We start from the raw sequence: 14434 nt of genomic DNA on the forward strand, positions 1-14434 counted from the left end.
TATGAATATCGGTTTTGCCCCTTTCCTCCCCTGGCCCGTGCTTGCCGCTTTGGCGGTGCTGACGCTCGCCATCGCGGCGCTCGCCATCTACAGGCGCCTGCGCGGCGGCTGGATTCGCGCCTTGGCAGGCATCGCCCTGCTGGCGGCACTCGCCAACCCGGTGCTGATGCAGGAGGATCGCGATCAGCTGACGACGATCGTCCCCGTCGTCGTCGACCGCAGCCTCAGTCAGCAGACGCCGGAACGCGCGAAGATGACGGATGAAGCGCTCGCGATGCTCAAGGATCGGCTGGCGCAATTCCCGCGCATAGAGCCCCGCATCGTCGAGTTCCGTGATCCGGTGGAATCGGATTCGCCGTCGACACGGCTTTTCTCCGCCCTCTCCTCGGCGATCGCCGACGTCCCTCCGGCCCGTATCGGCGGCGCCATCTTCCTGACCGACGGCCAAATTCACGATATCCCCGGCGTCAATCAGCAGCTCGGCTTCGACGCGCCGATCCACGGGCTGATAACAGGCAAGCCGGATGAATTCGATCGCCGCATTGAAATCGTGCGCGCACCTCGCTTCGGTCTCGTCAATGAAGAGCAGCAACTCGTGTTTCGTGTCGTTGACGACGGCAAAAGCCCGGGCGGCACCGCAGCGGTGACGGTCAAGATGAATGGCGACGAGATCGCCACGCTGCAGGCAACGCCCGGCCAGGATACACCCTTTAGTTTCAAGGTGCCTCGCGCCGGCAACAATGTCCTCGAATTTGCCGTGGCCGACGTGCCGGGCGAAGTCACCGGCATCAACAATCAAACGGTCCAGCTGATCGAAGGCATCCGCCAGAACATGCGCGTTCTCCTCGTTTCGGGTGAACCGCATGCCGGCGAGCGCGCCTGGCGCAACCTGTTGAAATCGGATGCGTCGGTCGATCTCGTGCATTTCACCATTCTGCGCCCGCCGGACAAGCAGGATGGCACGCCGATCAACGAACTGTCGCTGATCGCCTTCCCGACGCGCGAGCTTTTCGTCGACAAGATCAGTTCCTTCGACCTGATCATTTTCGATCGCTATCAGGACCGTCAGAACGTCCTGCCGACGATCTATTATGATTACATGGCGCAATATGTCGAAAACGGCGGCGCCCTGCTTGTGGCAGCTGGTCCCGAACATGCCGGCGGCAGTTCGATCGCGCTGACGCCGCTTGCTTCGGTGCTGCCGGCCGAGCCGACCGGCCAGATGATCGAGAAGGCCTTTTATCCGCGCCTGTCGGATCAGGGCCGCAAGCACCCGGTGACGCGCGGTCTGGATGGCTCCGACACCGAACCGCCGCATTGGGGCCGCTGGTTCCGCAGCGTCGACGTCGAGAAGCCGCAGGGCCAGACCGTCATGGTCGGCGCCGACAACAGCCCATTGCTGGTGCTGAACCGTGTCGGCCAGGGCCGTGTCGCCATGCTGCTCTCGGACGAAGGCTGGCTCTGGGCGCGCGGCTTCGAAGGCGGCGGCCCGCATGTGTCGCTCTATCGCCGCATCGCCCATTGGCTCTTGAAGGAGCCGGCGCTGGAAGAAGAAGCGCTGACGGCAAATGCGGCTGGCCGCACGCTGCAGGTGACGCGCCAGACCATCGGCGACGATCCCGGCCCCGCCACGATCAAAACGCCATCGGGCAAGAGTGAGACCCTGCCGCTCAAGCAGACGCAGCCAGGTCTTTATCAGGCCGAGAAGCATATGAACGAGATCGGCCTCTACCAGATCGCCAACGGCAATCTGTCGACACTGGTTCATATCGGCGCCATCGATGCTCCGGAGTTCAAGGCGATGATCTCGACCACCGAGACGCTGAAACCGCTGGCACAGAAGACCAAAGGTCTCGTCACTCGCGTTGCCGGTGCCAATGGTAGCGTGACGGTGCCGCAGGTCCTGCCGGTGCGCGGCGCGGTGCGTGTCGCCGACGGCCAGCGCTTGACCATCCGCATGACCGATGAAACCGTCTTGAAGGGCATCAATACCCTGCCGCTGTTTGCCGGCTTTGCCGGTCTTGCGGCCCTCCTCTTTGCCTTCTCTGCCACATGGTGGCGCGAAGGACGGTGAATGTGATGAAGATCGATGTGACAGACACTCCGTCAGAAAGCGAACTCGCCGCCATTAGCGAAGGATTGACGGCTTTCAACACCATCGACGTCGGCCCGTCCGGGCGGCAATCCCTGGCGGTTCTGATCCGTGACGATGCCGGCAAGACCATTGGCGGCATATCCGGCTACACCGCCTGGGGATGGCTGTTCACGCAATGGCTTTTCGTGCCGGAAAGCCTGCGCGGCCAAGGCATGGCCGGAAAGCTCCTGGAGGCGGCGGAAACGGAGGCAAGCGCGCGCGGCTGTTTCGGCGCGTGGATCGATACCTTCAATCCGCAGGCGCTGAAAGCCTACCAGCGGCAAGGCTATGCCATTTTTGGCGAACTGCCGGATTTCCCGGCCGGTCGCAGCCGGGTCTTTCTGCAGAAGAAGTTGTCGCCTCGCTGATATCAAGCAGGGCGATCTTTCGTCGATAGCACTTTACACGGCGATCGCCGTGAGCTGCACGATATCATCCGCCGTGAGCTGCACGATATCATCCAGATCGTCGTCTTCGGCCGCGATAGCCGGATCGGGATCATCGCGCCAGATGATCGAACCGTGCAGGCGCGCATGCGTATCCCCGGCAATCGGCACGACCAGCACCCGATTGGGATCGACAGGCCCCGGGAAAGTCAAGGCGTTATAGGCGACCTTCTCGAAGCCGAGCGGACAATAATAGGGCGGGTCGCCGATGAGGATGACGGCCTCCGATCCCTTGCGCTTGGCAGCAGCCACCGCGATCCGCACAAGCTCGCGGCCTATGCCCTTGTTCTTGTGCGACGGACGCACCGCAAGCGGGCCAAGCAGATGTCCCTTGACCGATCCGGCCAGCACCGGCGTCATCCGCACGGAGGCAATCGTCTCGCCATCATCGGCGCAGATGAAGGACAGCGACAGGTCATGCGGCCCCTGTTCGCGAATACGAGCAGCGGCACGGGTGAACCGTCCCGGACCGAAAGCTTCTTCGTTGATGAGTTCGATAGCAGCGTCGTGCGACGCATCCTCGGTGAGGTAGACCAGATCGTGCTTGTACATTAGCCCAAGAAAACCAGATAGACGGACGATATTGTTCCCGAAAGCGCTCATCGAGCGTTCAAGATCATCGGCGTCGTCGCAGGCTTCTGGTTACCTTCATGACAAGGGGTCCTTAAAGTGTGAAAAGCCGGATAGCAGGAAATATTCGGCGCGTCCAATGCAAAATGCATCCTGCCGTTCATTCATGCAAGATCGTGTCGGCATCATGTCTTTTATCGAGTCCGGCGCCCTGCATGAGGCAGCCGACCGCACCTATGACGCAGTGTTCATCATTTGCCGTCTCGAAATCCGGCGCGCATGCCGTATCTTCAGATACATAGATTTCGGCAGTTTCCCGAAAGGATCGAGCAATGGGCATGTTGGTGGACGGCGTCTGGCACGACGCCTGGTATGATACCAAGGAGACGAAGGGCCATTTCAAACGCGCCGCGTCGCAATTTCGAAACTGGGTGACCGCAGATGGCAGCGCCGGCCCCACAGGCAACGGCGGCTTCAAGGCAGAGGCCGGGCGCTATCATCTCTATGTCTCGCTCGCCTGCCCCTGGGCACATCGAACCCTGATTTTCCGCAGGCTGAAGAAGCTGGAGGAGTTGATCTCCGTCTCGATCGTCGATCCGCTGATGGTTGAAAACGGCTGGGAATTCAAGGGGAAAGACGGCGGCACCGTCGACCATCTCTTCGACGCGACGAAGCTCTGGGAGGTCTATGTCAAGGCCGATCCGCATTATTCCGGCCGCGTGACCGTTCCCGTTCTTTGGGACAAGCAGACTGGCACGATCGTCAACAACGAATCGGCCGAAATCATCCGCATGTTCAACACGGCATTCGATGGCCTGACCCACTCCACGGCGGATTTTTATCCCACCGATCTGCGGGCCGATATCGATGCTTTGAACGAGCAGGTCTATGACACCGTCAACAACGGCGTCTACAAGGCAGGCTTTGCGACGACGCAGGAAGCTTACCAGGAAAACGCGCTCCGTCTCTTCGAAACCCTCGATAGGCTGGACCAGCGGCTGGCAACACAGCGCTATCTGTTCGGAGATCGGTTGACTGAAGCCGACTGGCGGCTGTTCACGACGCTCATCCGCTTCGACGCCGTCTATGTCGGACATTTCAAATGCAATATCCGCCGCATCGCCGATTATGCCAACCTCTCGGCCTATCTCCGGGATCTCTATCAGATCACCGGCGTTGCCGAGACGGTAAACATTGCGCACATCAAGAACCACTACTATCGCAGCCACAGGACAATCAATCCGACAGGCATCGTGCCGATCGGCCCGGAACTGGATTTCGATCGCCCGCATGGGCGCGAGCGGCTGGCAAAAGCCGCCTGACCCAAGCGCCTGAAGCTACCAATAGCTGGAGGGAGCCGCTGCTCCCTCCAACTCCTTGAGCCGACGATAGGTTGCCTTCGTCGTGCCAGCTGGCAAAGCATCGACTGGAAAGAAGCCGCTTTCGACGATTTCGCGATCCGGCTTGCGCGGCACGGTTTGGGTGACTTCCACGCGATAAAAGACGACGTGATCGCGTTTGCTGGTGCGATTGTTGAAATAGACGTGGAAGAGTTGCGGCTTGCCCGAAATCACCAGATTGCCTTCCTCGCGCAGCTCCTTTTCGAGCGCCTGCTCCACCGTCTCATGGCGTTCGACGCCGCCGCCGGGCATGTGCCAGCCGGCAATATAGGAATGGCGCACCAGAAAAATCCGCCCTTCGGGATCGAAGCAGGCTGCACGTACACCAAGCGTCATGCTGCGGGTCAGCACAAAATAGACATGCAGCGCACGGCCGAACAAACGCACCGCCAAACTCTGCCTTTCGTCACGTCGCTTGTCTTCGCTCATGCCTGAACCCCGGCATCCCGATCTTCAATCGGACTGGGGATGTATTTGTTTTGACAATAGAGTGGGCTATGTCTCATCCCATGTTCAAGCTCGCGCATATTTCCGATGTTCACCTTGGTCCGCTACCACGTCTTTCGATCAGAGAACTCGCCTCCAAACGCATTACCGGATTTGTGAACTGGCACCGGAACCGGCGCAAGCATCTTTTTGGCGGCACGCTCGACCTGCTTCTTGACGACATCAAGGCGAAGCAGGCCGATCATCTGGCCGTAACCGGCGATCTCGTCAATCTCGCGAGCGGCATGGAGATCCAGACAGCCGCCGAATGGCTGAAGACCGTGGGGGATCCCCTTCACACGTCGGTCGTTCCCGGCAATCACGATGCCTACGTGCCCGGAGCCTACGAAAAGGCCATGCGCTCCTGGTATCCCTATGTCAAAGGCGATCGCGCTCCCGCCGAATGGCCGGAAGACCAGCGCATTTTCCCCTATCTGCGTATCCGGGGGCAGGTCGCACTTGTGGGATGCTCCACGGCCGTCGCCACTCCACCCTTTGCCGCAAGCGGTTTCTACTCCTCACGCCAGGCGCGCGAGACGGTGAACATCCTGCGCGCAGCCGGGGATGCCGGGCTCTTTCGTGTCGTCATGATCCATCACCCACCGATTCGGGGTGCAACCAGCTTCTACAAGCGGATGATCGGCATTCGCCGTTTTGCGGCTGTCATCTCGACCGGCGGCGCCGAACTTGTTCTGCACGGCCACACGCACCTCAACACCTTGCATTGGCTGCGCGGCCAAATGGGTCCGGTCCCCGTCGTCGGGATCGCCTCCGCATCGCAAGGGGTCGGCGGATTGAAGCCGCGCGCCGCTTATAATCTCTTCACCATTGGCGGCCGTCCGGGCGCGTGGGAGCTGAAGGCGGAGCGCTTCAGCCTCAACGACAATGGCAATGGCGTCGATCCTGAAGGCTTCGATATTCTGGCGACGTGATGAGCCTTTTGGCGTCGTCGTCCGCATCGTTTCGATAGCGTTTTCTAAGATACGGAGCTACAATCGAACCGTTGGAATCTCGGAATACCGGACGGATTTTGAGGTTGTGACAAGGGGCATCGCATGCCGGCTCTCGGGGCTTGTATTCGGCCTGGATGCCGTATCTTGGAAGGCTTGGGCAGCATCGGGACAGTGCTGCCCGATACATTGTGAGATCATCGCGGTAAGAATGTCAGTCAATCGCGCGGATGCTTTTTGAAGACTTGCGAAACGGCACAGAAATGGTTCATACCAGCACAGGACGATTATTCTGCTCGCATCACCTTTCTTACGGGGAAGGCCGTCCATCGCGGAAGCAAATCGTCGATGTAACAACCCCCAACGCCTTCCTGGAACGATCATGCCAACGCCGGTAGCAGCCATTGATATCAGACGCGATCTGGTCGGCCTTCTTCCGAAGCTTCGCCGCTTTGCCGTGACGCTGACCGGTGATCTGGCCGAGGCGGATGAGCTTGTCCAAAACGTCTGTCAGCGTGGCATCGCCAAGTTTCATCTCTGGAACAGCGGCGGCAAGCTGGAAAGCTGGCTTTATACGATGGCCCGGCATCAATGGGTCGATGAGGCCCGGCGCCACAAGCTGCGCCCTGCCGCAAAGGGCAATGCACTGGAACAGGGTGAGCCGGTATCCCAAACCCACTTAAATCTGGTGGAAGCCGGCGAAGCGCATCGTCTTGTCACATCTTTGCCAGAAGGACTTGCCAGTGTCTTTTTGCTGGTCGACGTCGAGGGGCACAGCTACAAGCAGGCCGCCGACATCCTCGGCATCCCTTTGTCGGCAGTGATGTCAAGGCTCTCCAGTGCGCGCCTTTACCTTGCCTCCCAGGGTCATAGTCGCTCGCCTCGAAGGTTTTAAGTATTGCAAGACATGAAGAAAACGCCGCTCGAAGTCCGCTTGTCCGCCTTCATGGATGGTGAGATGAGCCGCGAAGAAAAGGAAGAGCTGGAAAAGCTCATCGCTTCCGACGCGGATGCACGGCGTATTTTCGATGAGCTGAAGCACGGCTCCGATGTCGGTCGCAAGGCGTTTGACGAGGTTTTGAAGGAGCCGGTGCCGCTGGCGCTCGTTCGCTCCATCAAGAGCGCTCAGCCTCCGAAGACCCGGGATCCCTCTCCGCGCCTCACCCGGCAATCATTGAAATTGGCGCCTACCGGCAAGCAATCGCTGGCCGCTGCCCTCATCCTGTTCGCCGTCGGCGGCGGTATCGGCTATCTCTTCGGCATGCAACCCGCTGACGTCCCGGCAAGTCCGCCGCCGATCCCGACACAGGTTATGACACGCAATTGGCTGGATGATATCGCCGCCTATCACCGCATCTATTCGCGCCAGCCGCAGCATATGGTCGAACTGCAGGCAAGCCAGCTGGACGAGATCGCCAAATGGCTGACAAGCACGGTCGGCGTCAAATTCAACTTTCCGGATCTTGCTGCCGATGGTCTCGTCTTCCAGGGCGCGCGTATGTTCATCGCCGGCGGCAAGCCGGTCGGCCAGCTGATCTACAAGAACCTTGACGGCGATGTCGTCGCCATCTGCTTTACCAAGACGGACGGCGTTGCCGACGACGATTTCAGCGAAACCATCAAGGACGATATCAGCATCGTATCCTGGCACCGCAACGGCACGACCTATGCGATCGTCGGCCCCTCCTCGGATGCGATGCTTGACCAGATCGCCAATCGGGTATCCTCGGAAATCTGACGGATATTCCATCCGACTTGCGACTTGCAGCTATCAGCCGGTCGATGGATAATGAGTGGCGATAACCGCATGAGCCCGATATTCTTGCAGGAGTTTCGACATGTCTGACGTTCTGCTGACCATTCCCGAAATCGACAGGCGTATCGCGGCGATAAGGGAAAATCTTCGCGAACTGATCGAACAGGCAGCAGCCTTTTCCGGCGCCGCCGACGAAGAGCGGGCGTCTGAGCGGATAGCCGAACAGGAAGAAGAGCTCGAGCGCCTGACGAAGCAGCGGGATGAGCTTGCCAAGGGCAAAGCCTGAGCAAAACGCACCATTGAAACACATATCCTCGGATGACCTCGACGCAGGCCGCATAGGCGCGGACGGTGCTCGCCTCCCGATGTCGAACGATCATGGTACAATTGGTGCTGACATCGGCACCGATACACGCTATAGAGGTTGCAGCGACCAATGAGGAGAGCACTCTGATGAAAAATCACGGCACAGGAAACCACCGCTGAAAAGCAGTGCCGTGAAGGGCTGCTTAATCGGCCCGACCATCAGATTGCTATCATTCGCCCGTGGAAGGCACTCATGTTTCGTCGCTTCGAAGAGCTTGTCGATCCATTTCAGGATCATGACGAGCCGCAACCATCACCCAAGGCTTGGCGCTATCTCCTAACCAATCTTCGCCCGTTTCGCGCAGTCATGGCGATGAGCCTCGGCTTGACCGTGATCGGCGCCATCATCGAGATCTGGCTCATCGGCTATTGCAGCCGGCTGGTGGACAATCTTGCCGCCGCCCACCGTGAGAATTTCTGGGCGTCCGAAGGGTTTGGCCTGCTCGCTGCGGCGGCCCTCGTCCTGATCGGACGGCCGCTTACCGGCTATCTCCGCGAAAGCCTTGATGACATCGCATTCCGGCCGAATGCCGAGACCCTGTTTCGCTGGCGGGCTCATCGTCATGTCCTTCGGCAATCAGTCGGCTGGTTTCGCCAGGATTTTTCCGGGCGCATCGCCAGCCAGGTGCGCGACATAGGTACAGCAGCGACGGGTGCGGCCTATCAGGTCCTGCACACACTCTCCTTTGTCGCGATCTATGTGGCTGGCTCGCTCTGGCTGATGGCCTCGATCGACGCGCGCCTCATCTGGCCTCTGGCGGTCTGGCTCCTCTGCTATCTCGGCCTGATGGCCTATGTCATCCCTCGCCTGCAGACGGCCTCTGCACAATACCAGGGAGCCTATGCCGAACTGACCGGCATGCTGGTGGACAGCTATGCCAATATCGACCTCATCAAGCTTTTTGCCGATGCAAAGGCGGAAGATAAAGAGGCCCATCGCCGTTTCTCTCAAACACGCAAAACATTCGTCCAGGTGCAGAGGCTCGAAGTACTGGTCAATTCGAGCATGCTGTTCCTCGGCAGCTTCCTCATCGTCGCGCTCGTCGGCTATGCGGTCGTCCTCTGGCAGTCCGGCGGCGCGCCGTTGGGGCTGATCGCGGCATCGCTTGCGCTGAGCTTCCGCATAACCGGCATGGCCGAATGGATGCTGGACGCCGTTTCCTCGCTCTTTGCCCATCTCGGAGCGATGCGGCAATCACTGTTGACCGTCTCACAGCCGCTTGCCATTACCGACGCGCTGAACGCCAAGCCGCTTGCCGTCACGAAGGGCGAGATCGTCTTCCGGCAGGTCGCGCATCACTACGGCAAGGGAAATGGCGGACTGGGCGGCATTTCGCTGCGAATTGAGGCCGGTCAGAAGGTCGGCCTAGTCGGTCGCTCCGGCACCGGCAAATCGACCCTGGTCAACCTGTTGTTGCGCTTCTTCGATCCGGAGGCAGGCATCATCGAAATCGACGGGCAGGATATTCGGCAAATGACGCAGGATAGCCTGCGCCGGCAGATTGCCGTGGTCGGCCAAGAGGCATCGCTTCTTCACCGCTCCATTCGCGAGAACATCGCCCATGGCAATCCCCGCTTTTCGGAGGAAGCGATTCTCGCTGCGGCCGAGAAGGCGGCCGCAAGCGACTTCATTGCAAAGCTTCAGGATCTGGAGGGGCGCACCGGCCTCGATGCCCATGCCGGCGAACGTGGCGTTCAGCTTTCCGGCGGTCAGCGGCAGCGCGTCGCAATTGCGCGCGCCATCCTCAAGGACGCCCCGATCCTGGTGCTCGACGAGGCAACATCTGCCCTCGATTCGGAAGTCGAAGCCGAAATCCAGGATACGCTTTATGGCATCATTGAAGACAAGACAGTCATCGCCATCGCACATCGCCTGTCGACCATCGCGCGCATGGATCGCATCGTCGTGCTCGACCACGGCCGCATCGTCGAGGACGGCACACATGCGGAGCTGATCGCCCGGAATGACATCTACGCAACGCTGTGGTCGCACCAATCCGGCGGCTTCATCGAGGGCGACGAGCCGGCTGCCGATTGACGGACGATAAAAAGCCCCCTCGACAATCGAGGGGGCTTTTCAAGCCAGAGCCGCAACTAAGCCTGAGCCTTATGCCACCTTGATGGCGAGTACGCGGTTTGCCGCCGATACGATCGCCTCGAGAGACGCGGCAACGATATTGGTGTTGATGCCGGCACCGAAAAGCTTGCCGCCCGGATAGGAGATCTCGACATAGGAGATTGCCGAAGCATTCGAGCCGTGCTGGAGCGAGTGCTCGGAATAATCCTCAACGGACATCGGAATGCCAAGATAGATCGAGAGCGCGTTGATGAAGCCGTCGATCGGGCCGTTGCCGCGCCCCTCGATGCGTTTCACCTCGCCCTTGTCGGTAATCTCCGCCGCGACGATGCGCTGTCCCTTGTGCTCGGGATCGGCGAAAGTATGGTGATCGATGAAGCGAAGCGGCGCTTCAGGTTGGGTCACGTAACGCTCGATGAAATGCTCGTAGATGCGCTTGGAAGGCAATTCCTTGCCTTCTTCGTCGGTGATGCGCTGGATCTCCTCGCGATATTCCACCTGCAGATTGCGCGGCAGGTTCAGGCCGTAGTCCTGCTGCATGATGTAGGCGATGCCGCCCTTGCCGGACTGCGAGTTGATGCGGATGATCGCCTCATAGGTACGGCCGACATCCTGCGGATCGATCGGCAAATACGGCACTTCCCAGACCGGATCGTTGGCGACCTTGGCGGCCTTCATGCCCTTGTTGATCGCATCCTGATGCGAGCCGGAGAAAGCCGTATAGACCAGTTCGCCGACATAAGGATGGCGCTCGCCGATCGCCATCTGGTTGGAATATTCGAAGACTTCCTTCATGCGCTCGATGTTGGAACAATCCAGCTCCGGATCGACGCCTTGCGTGAACATGTTCAGCGCCATGGTGACGACGTCGACATTGCCGGTGCGCTCACCATTGCCGAACAAGGTGCCCTCGACACGGTCGGCGCCAGCCATCAGCGCCAGCTCGGCGGCGGCGATGCCCGTGCCGCGGTCATTATGCGGATGCAGCGAAATGATCAGGTTTTCGCGGTTGTCGAGATTGCGGCACATCCATTCGATCTGGTCGGCATAGATGTTCGGCGTCGCCATCTCGACCGTCGACGGCAGGTTGATGATCAACTTGTTATCAGGCGTCGGCTTCATGACATCGATGACGGCGTTGCAGATCTCCAGCGCCACATCCAGCTCGGTGCCGGTGAAGCTCTCTGGCGAATATTCGAAGCGATAGCCGCCGCCGGCCTTGGCGGCCATGTCGCTGATCATCTTCGCCGCGTCGACGGCGATCTGCTTGATGCCCTGCACATCCTTGGCAAACACCACGCGGCGCTGCAATTCGCTGGTGGAATTGTAGAAATGCACGATCGGCTTGTTGGCGCCTTCCAACGCTTCGAAGGTGCGCGTGATCAATTCCGGACGGCACTGGACGAGAACCTGCAGCGACACGTCGGCGGGCACATTGCCATGCTCGATGCACCAACGGGCAAAATCGAAGTCGGTCTGCGAGGCCGAGGGGAAACCGATCTCGATTTCCTTGAAGCCCATATCCAGCAACAGCTGGAACATGCGCGCCTTGCGATCGTGGCCCATCGGGTCGACGAGCGCCTGATTGCCGTCGCGCAAGTCGACCGAACACCAGATCGGCGCCTTGGTGATGATCTTGGACGGCCAGGTCCGGTCGGGAATGTTGATCTGCGGATAGGCGCGGTATTTCACCGTCGCTTCGGGCATGCCTTTGGGGGAATGGCTGTTCGCGTCCATGGTCTCGTCTCTTCCTTTCCCGTCATTTTATCCCGCGTCTTAGCCGATCGGATGCGGCTTGGCGATGATAAATGCGGACCCTTTGCGGGTAAGCTGTCGATTTTAGGGTAAGTCGCGAGGAGCGATGGCCAGCGGGCTTTTCGGCCGCCGGGCGCTCCTCAAAGGACCCGGCAACCGCGCGTAAGGCCGAGGAGGAGAAGCGAAGTGAGGGCGCGTGTATTGTCACGCAGGGCAACGCGCCCACGTGCAATCTGTTCGGAAATCTTTGCGCCAGTCAACTTCATGGCCGCGCTTATAGCCGCCGGATCGGAAAGAAGCAACCCCTCGCTCACTTCTTCAGCATCTGCACGCCACGCGACAGCGCCATCATCAGCCCGCCGGCGATCAGGCCCCAGAAAGCGCCGGAGATACCGCCGAAGGAAACGCCCGATGCCGTCACGAGAAACGTGATAGCCGCCGCCTCGCGCGATTCGGGTTGCTGGAAGGCATTGAGCGCCGAATTCGACAGCGCGCCGACAAGCGCCAGCCCGGCGACCGCCTCGATGAGGATCGGCGGCGCCAAGGCCACGAAAGCCGTGACTGCACTCGCCAGCAATCCAAGGATCACATAGCCGATACCGGCGATGATCGCCGCCCAATAGCGCCGCTTGGGATCGGCGTGGGCATCATGTCCGGCGCACATAGCCGCGGTGATCGCCGCGAGATTGACGGCATGGCCGCCGAAGGGAACGGCAAGCAACGAGAACACGCCGGTCACGGCAAACAACGGGCCCGGCTTCGGATCGTAATCATGCACCTTCAGCACCGCGATGCCGGGAATGTTCTGCGACGCCATCGTCACGATGAACAGCGGTAGCGCGATGGACACGATGCCGGCAAGCGTGAAGACCGGCCTGACGAATTCGACCGTCGGAAGCAGCGAATGTTCGAGCGAGGCAGAGGCGCCATCCGGTATCTTCACGCCGAAGGCCAGCACCAGGGCAAAGGCCGCAAGTGCCGCCGGCACCGCCCATAGCCGCTTGAACGCGCCGACGACGATCCAGGCAAGGATGATCGGCAGACCGAAGGCAGGATTGAAGGCGATCGCCTTCACCGGTGCAAAGCAGAGGCCGAGCAGCACGCCGGCAAGCATCGCATTGGCGAGCGGCGCCGGGATGGAGGCAACGGCACGGCCGAAAGGCCGGAACAGCCCGGCAATGACAATCAATATGCCACAAATGAAGAACGCACCGACCGCTGCTGGAAAGCCGCCTTCGATCGCTCCTGCGCTCGCCAGCAGTGCGGCTCCCGGCGTCGACCAGGCGATGCTGATCGGAAGCCTCGTCGCCATGCTGAGCATGATCGCGCAGAGGCCCATCGCAACGGAAAGCGCCGTCAGCCCTGAGGCAGCCTGTGCATCCGAGGCGCCCACCACCTGCAGGCCATGAAAGACGACGGCAAAAGAACTGGCAAAGCCGACGAAGGCCGTGAGGCATCCCATGAACAGGCTTTGAACGGAAAAATCTTTGAGCATGGCGATGGAGACTCGAAGAGCACGCGAGGATCGATTGAAAGCGCATGGAGCATCACAAGCATCGGGCGTGCAAGTGCTGTTTTCGAGCAAAATGACAGTGTCACTAGACAAATCGCTCGCGGAATATATCGACGCAGAGTTAAATCGTGCATGAACGTGCACATTGACTCTCTTATTTATGCACGTTAATTCAAGCTCATGAGCAATTCACTCCCATTGTCCCGCCGGGACGTCATCGAAGCGCGGCTTGCTGAGGGGCGGCAGATCGTTGCCACATCGTTGGCGGCCGAATTCAACGTGTCCGAAGATGCCGTCCGCCGCGATCTGCGAGCGCTCGCCGCGGAGGGCAAATGCCGCCGCGTCTATGGCGGCGCGCTCCCCCTGCTGACACCATCGCAACCGATGGTCGCACGCGTCGGACAGGAATCCGGTCGAAAAAGAGCCTTGGCCAAGGCCGCTGTCGCGATGATCGAGCCGGGCGAGTTTCTGTTTATCGACAGCAGCAGCACCAATCTCGCGATGATCGATCTTCTCCCGAAAAACCTGGAAGCGACGATCGCGACCAATTCCATCGACATCGCCAGTGCCGTCATGAAGCGCGGCGATATCCCGCTCGTCCTGATTGGCGGCGCGGTCGATCCCGTCGTCGGCGGCAGCGTCGATGCATCCGCCGTCGCAGCCATCGAAGCCATGAACATCGACCGCTGTTTCCTGGGCATCTGCGCCGTTTCGGCAAGAAGCGGCATCAGCGTGTACGAACATGCAGATGCGATCTTCAAACGGACGCTGCTCAAGAGAAGCGCAGCGCGCATCTCGTTGATTACCTCGGAGAAATTTCACGAACGCGCGCCGCACCGCATTGGCGGCGCTGCCGATATCGATTGGCTTGTTATCGAGGATGAGCTGCCTGCCGACGATGAGAAGGCGGCCATCGAAGCCGGCTTCTCGCTCGTCAAGGCAAGCGACGTCACTTCATCCTCCTGATCTCGAAAGACAAGG

13 protein-coding genes are annotated in these 14434 nt (G+C 60.0%); 9 read left to right on the forward strand and 4 right to left on the reverse strand.

The features are described 5' to 3' along the window. Position 1: 1 nt before the first annotated feature. Positions 2-2074: a hypothetical protein gene (locus tag ABOK31_RS10485; RefSeq protein ID WP_349955982.1), complete on the forward strand. Its 2073-nt coding sequence runs from the start codon at positions 2-4 to the stop codon at positions 2072-2074. 2 nt (positions 2075-2076) lie between these two features. After that, positions 2077-2502 (forward strand): GNAT family N-acetyltransferase, encoded by a 426-nt coding sequence (locus tag ABOK31_RS10490; RefSeq protein WP_349955983.1) that lies wholly within the window; start codon positions 2077-2079, stop codon positions 2500-2502. 33 nt (positions 2503-2535) lie between these two features. On the opposite strand, the gene ABOK31_RS10495 is transcribed toward ABOK31_RS10490, so the two are convergent. Beyond that, positions 2536-3132, reverse strand: a complete 597-nt coding sequence (locus ABOK31_RS10495; RefSeq protein WP_349958920.1) for an N-acetyltransferase — start codon at positions 3130-3132, stop codon at positions 2536-2538. Positions 3133-3482: 350 nt separating this feature from the next. Here ABOK31_RS10495 and ABOK31_RS10500 point away from each other — a divergent pair, with 350 nt between their 5' ends. After that, a complete protein-coding gene (locus tag ABOK31_RS10500; RefSeq protein ID WP_349955984.1) occupies positions 3483-4472 on the forward strand; it encodes a glutathione S-transferase family protein in 990 nt (329 codons plus the stop codon). A gap of 15 nt (positions 4473-4487) precedes the next feature. Here ABOK31_RS10500 and ABOK31_RS10505 read toward each other — a convergent pair whose 3' ends face one another. Further along, a complete protein-coding gene (locus tag ABOK31_RS10505; RefSeq protein WP_349955985.1) occupies positions 4488-4979 on the reverse strand; it encodes an NUDIX domain-containing protein in 492 nt (163 codons plus the stop codon). 50 nt (positions 4980-5029) lie between these two features. On the opposite strand from ABOK31_RS10505, the gene ABOK31_RS10510 reads away from it, so the two are divergent. The 5 genes from ABOK31_RS10510 (at position 5030) to ABOK31_RS10530 (ending at position 10146) form a co-directional block, all read left to right on the forward strand. Next, positions 5030-5968 (forward strand): metallophosphoesterase, encoded by a 939-nt coding sequence (locus tag ABOK31_RS10510; protein WP_174180328.1) that lies wholly within the window; start codon positions 5030-5032, stop codon positions 5966-5968. A gap of 400 nt (positions 5969-6368) precedes the next feature. Beyond that, positions 6369-6881: an RNA polymerase sigma factor gene (locus tag ABOK31_RS10515; protein WP_349955986.1), complete on the forward strand. Its 513-nt coding sequence runs from the start codon at positions 6369-6371 to the stop codon at positions 6879-6881. A gap of 3 nt (positions 6882-6884) precedes the next feature. Beyond that, positions 6885-7724, forward strand: coding sequence for an anti-sigma factor (locus tag ABOK31_RS10520; protein ID WP_349955987.1), 840 nt, complete (start codon positions 6885-6887; stop codon positions 7722-7724). A gap of 100 nt (positions 7725-7824) precedes the next feature. Beyond that, on the forward strand, positions 7825-8028 hold the full coding sequence (locus tag ABOK31_RS10525; protein WP_174180334.1) for a hypothetical protein: 204 nt from the start codon (positions 7825-7827) through the stop codon (positions 8026-8028). Positions 8029-8301: 273 nt separating this feature from the next. Continuing rightward, entirely contained in the window at positions 8302-10146 is a 1845-nt protein-coding gene (locus ABOK31_RS10530; protein ID WP_349955988.1) for an ABC transporter ATP-binding protein, read from the forward strand. A gap of 69 nt (positions 10147-10215) precedes the next feature. On the opposite strand, the gene leuA is transcribed toward ABOK31_RS10530, so the two are convergent. Next, positions 10216-11922 (reverse strand): 2-isopropylmalate synthase, encoded by a 1707-nt coding sequence (gene leuA / locus ABOK31_RS10535; protein ID WP_349955989.1) that lies wholly within the window; start codon positions 11920-11922, stop codon positions 10216-10218. A gap of 328 nt (positions 11923-12250) precedes the next feature. Then, a complete protein-coding gene (locus tag ABOK31_RS10540) occupies positions 12251-13435 on the reverse strand; it encodes a benzoate/H(+) symporter BenE family transporter (protein ID WP_349955990.1) in 1185 nt (394 codons plus the stop codon). Between the two features lie 198 nt (positions 13436-13633). On the opposite strand from ABOK31_RS10540, the gene ABOK31_RS10545 reads away from it, so the two are divergent. Then, positions 13634-14419, forward strand: coding sequence for a DeoR/GlpR family DNA-binding transcription regulator (locus ABOK31_RS10545; protein WP_349955991.1), 786 nt, complete (start codon positions 13634-13636; stop codon positions 14417-14419). Positions 14420-14434 lie beyond the last annotated feature (15 nt).

Source organism: Rhizobium sp. ZPR4 (assembly GCF_040215725.1).
GTDB classification, from domain to species: domain Bacteria; phylum Pseudomonadota; class Alphaproteobacteria; order Rhizobiales; family Rhizobiaceae; genus Rhizobium; species Rhizobium rhizogenes_D.

Bases quoted from the DNA above. Each gene is read 5' to 3' on its own strand.
- ABOK31_RS10515 (WP_349955986.1), top strand. From the start codon at position 6,369: ATGCCAACGCCGGTAGCAGCCATTGATATCAGACGCGATCTGGTCGGC.
- ABOK31_RS10505 (WP_349955985.1), bottom strand. From the start codon at position 4,979: ATGAGCGAAGACAAGCGACGTGACGAAAGGCAGAGTTTGGCGGTGCGT.
- ABOK31_RS10495 (WP_349958920.1), bottom strand. From the start codon at position 3,132: ATGTACAAGCACGATCTGGTCTACCTCACCGAGGATGCGTCGCACGAC.
- ABOK31_RS10545 (WP_349955991.1), top strand. From the start codon at position 13,634: ATGAGCAATTCACTCCCATTGTCCCGCCGGGACGTCATCGAAGCGCGG.
- ABOK31_RS10500 (WP_349955984.1), top strand. From the start codon at position 3,483: ATGGGCATGTTGGTGGACGGCGTCTGGCACGACGCCTGGTATGATACC.
- ABOK31_RS10530 (WP_349955988.1), top strand. From the start codon at position 8,302: ATGTTTCGTCGCTTCGAAGAGCTTGTCGATCCATTTCAGGATCATGAC.
- ABOK31_RS10485 (WP_349955982.1), top strand. From the start codon at position 2: ATGAATATCGGTTTTGCCCCTTTCCTCCCCTGGCCCGTGCTTGCCGCT.
- leuA (WP_349955989.1), bottom strand. From the start codon at position 11,922: ATGGACGCGAACAGCCATTCCCCCAAAGGCATGCCCGAAGCGACGGTG.
- ABOK31_RS10525 (WP_174180334.1), top strand. From the start codon at position 7,825: ATGTCTGACGTTCTGCTGACCATTCCCGAAATCGACAGGCGTATCGCG.
- ABOK31_RS10540 (WP_349955990.1), bottom strand. From the start codon at position 13,435: ATGCTCAAAGATTTTTCCGTTCAAAGCCTGTTCATGGGATGCCTCACG.